3 protein-coding genes are annotated in these 3,103 nt (G+C 29.4%); all 3 read right to left on the reverse strand.

Going from position 1 to position 3,103, the window contains the following annotated elements; genetic code table 11:
- Positions 1 to 108: 108 nt before the first annotated feature.
- The 3 genes from Q0C58_RS09590 to Q0C58_RS09600 all read right to left on the reverse strand — a co-directional run bounded on the left by Q0C58_RS09590 (position 109) and on the right by Q0C58_RS09600 (position 2,932).
- Positions 109 to 1,161, reverse strand: a complete 1,053-nt coding sequence (locus Q0C58_RS09590) for a two-component regulator propeller domain-containing protein (RefSeq protein ID WP_290700637.1) — start codon at positions 1,159 to 1,161, stop codon at positions 109 to 111.
- Positions 1,162 to 1,363: 202 nt separating this feature from the next.
- A complete protein-coding gene (locus Q0C58_RS09595) occupies positions 1,364 to 1,867 on the reverse strand; it encodes a hypothetical protein (protein WP_290700639.1) in 504 nt (167 codons plus the stop codon).
- Positions 1,868 to 2,095: 228 nt separating this feature from the next.
- The gene (locus Q0C58_RS09600) at positions 2,096 to 2,932 is read right to left on the reverse strand and encodes a hypothetical protein (RefSeq protein WP_290700640.1); all 837 of its coding nucleotides are present in this window, start codon (positions 2,930 to 2,932) and stop codon (positions 2,096 to 2,098) included.
- Positions 2,933 to 3,103: the final 171 nt, after the last annotated feature.

The raw sequence follows: 3,103 nt of genomic DNA on the forward strand, positions 1-3,103 counted from the left end.
CTATAAACGCCAAATTTTATATTTAGCGGACTTTGTAAATATTCACAGACCTTTTGGTTTAGCACAAACGCCCTATGTTTTTTATACATTGTTGTGCGTTCGTATTTTTCATTCCCAAGGTCCATCGGTTGTTACGTTTATTATATTGTCATTTTTATCAATTTTGTATAATCCGCCTGCTCCACCTAACCAAAGATTTCCTTTTTTGTCATCTTCCATACTCATAATTGAAATTGGAACAGCATAATTTTTGAATACTTCCCCGTCATATTTATATACTCCATTTTCACTTGTGCCTATCCAAATATTCCCGTTATTATCTTTATGGATTTCGTAGATATCATCATAGTCAAATGCTTTTATTTCTGGTAATGATATAATTTTTTTGTTGGTCAATTTATTAACCCCACCTTTTCCATCACGCTTTTCAGAATTTGAATTGTCATTTTCGCCATTTCTCATTCCGAACCACAAATTATTCTGATTATCAATTTCTATTTCTGTAACATTATTAGATTGCAGTCCATCTTTTTTTACATAATGTGTAAATGAAATTCCATCGTATTTAGCTATTCCGTAACCATCTCTCGAAAACCATATATTTCCTTCTATATCTTCTTTAATTTCTGTTATCCAGTCTTTTGATTTATTATTTATTGTCGTTTCTATTTTGGGATAAGGAATAGGAAAGTGGGTGAATTCTGTTCCGTCAAATTGGAAAACACCACTCCAAGTTCCAACCCACATTTTACCTTTATCATCTATAAGGAATTGACTAACCAAATTCGCTAAAATGTCATCTTGTTTGATATTTAAGTTCGTGAATTTTTGTCCGTCATATTTTGAGATTCCATTACCTGTATTAAACCACAAAACACCATCACTATCTTCTTTAACGCTGGTTACTCTGTTTGAGGGAAGTCCGTCTTTTACTGTGTAGTATCTTAAAACATTTCCATCGTATTTTGCAATTCCTTTTTCAATAGTTCCAAACCACAAATTTCCTTTAGAATCTTCAAAAACTCCCGAAACATATTGTCCAATTTGAAGAGATTTATTCTGCTTTTTAGAATTATCAATTTCGACAGTTTTCGATTTCTTTTCTTGAGAATTACAGGAAACTGATAGAAGAGATATTAATATTATAAAAATGTATTTCATCTACGGTTTGGTTATATGACGCACAACGGAATTGTATAAGAATAGTAGGGCGGAAAAAACGCTGTTACTATTCGGTTAAACACAAGCCGAATTTTTAAATTTTTCTTATTATCTTTTTTTCTCAATAAGCCAAATTTAAAAATATGGCGACCTCGAAAAAGTGCCTGAAATATTGGGTTAAGCACCAATTGCCCTATTGTTTTTATACGTTGTTAGCTGTAGTATTTTTCGCGTAATGTAACTCCCCATTTTCCAAAAATTCAATTAAATATCCTCCGACTCTTGTTGTCGGATAACGTATTAATCTATCATTTTTTGAAATAAATATCCATTGGTAATGCCCTGCTAAAATAAATATGTCTTTTGCGTTGATTTTTTGAAATTCAATTTCCTTTATAATTTGACTTTTTGACATACTAAAAATAGTATCAATGACAATTTGATTATTCGATTCTTTAATACTTTTTATTCTTACGCTATCCGTTGAAACCGATAATTCAGATTTTAAAGTTTTAATAATGTTATGTCCATAACGTATATCAATCGTAAATTCATTATTATCCGAGTTAATAATGTTACTCTCAATAAAATTTAATTGGTTTGATAAATCAAAATAATTTGAAAACTTTTCTCTATAACTCTTGACCTTACAAGAGGACAATGTTATAAAACATAACATCAAAATTGTTTTTACTATAATTCGCATAGATTCTTTTTAGATTTAGGGTAATTTATTCCTTTATCATTTCTCAATCAAAGCATAATGAGTAAAAGTATCTTTTCAATTATTGAGTGAGTCAATATTACAGCTAACGTTCTTGTATAAGATTAGTTGCGTTGTTTAAGCAACTAATTTAGCAAGTACAAACCGAATAGAAAATCCGCGAGGATTTTCGTAAGTAGGCTCGTACCAAGCAATTAATTTTATACGTTGTTAGCGGTAGTTTTTATTGTTTCGTATTCTATATGTTCGGATTATATTTTCTAATTGTTGATGAGTGATATTTAATTGGTCAATTTCTACTTTTTCAAATATTTCTTCGTCATACCAATAAGTCAGATAGGATTTTGCGGATTTTCCATATCCTTCCTGAATAACTTGTTCATCTTCGATATTCGACCAATTTTTAAATTCAGTTGTTATTGTTTCTATTCCTTTATTGTCGATAATTATTTGAGGCTTATTGTTGAGGAATTTTCGTAATTCTTTAATAGAACTATAAATTCCAATTAAACTAATTATTCCTCCCAATATGTAATTTTTATTCGTTCCTTTTGTCATAAAATATATTCCAAGACCAATTATTAATATTGAAATAATTAGTTCAAACAATCCTAACGATTTAGAATACTTAATTTTAGTTTTTGGTGGAAGAGAATAATCTTCTCTATAAATATCTTCTTTATCGAATTTTTTTTCGAGTTTCTTTAGTTCTTCTTTGTCTTCAAGAGTCCTAATTTCAGTTTTCTCAAATATATTTCCGTCATTCCAAATAAGCTTTTCTTGAATTGCTCTTTTTTTTAATTCGTGAACATTTCTAACATTATCAAATGCCCAAATTCTCCACTTAGTAATCATAAAACTCCAAACTAACCAAGCAACTACAAAACCTAAAATAAATCCAATTCCAATTCCCCATTTAGGAATTAAATTTTGATTTGAAAAATAAAGAGATAATGCAGGAATTCCGATAATACAAATAAAGACAGGAATATTCACGATTAAGTGCCCTCTGCTTATTGCTTTATTAACTGAAATTTCTTGTTTCATTTAGTTCGTTGGTCAAATTACCGCTAACGGAATTGTATAAGAATAGTAGGGCGGAAAAAATGCACGAACCATTCGGTTAAGCACAAGCCATATTTTTAAATTTTACTATTTATCTTTTTTATTGGAAATCGTCAAATTTAAAAATTTGGCGACTTTCCAAATATGTCGAAA

The sequence above is a fragment of the Lacinutrix sp. genome (genome assembly GCF_023299985.1).
Classification (GTDB): Bacteria; Bacteroidota; Bacteroidia; order Flavobacteriales; family Flavobacteriaceae; genus Lacinutrix.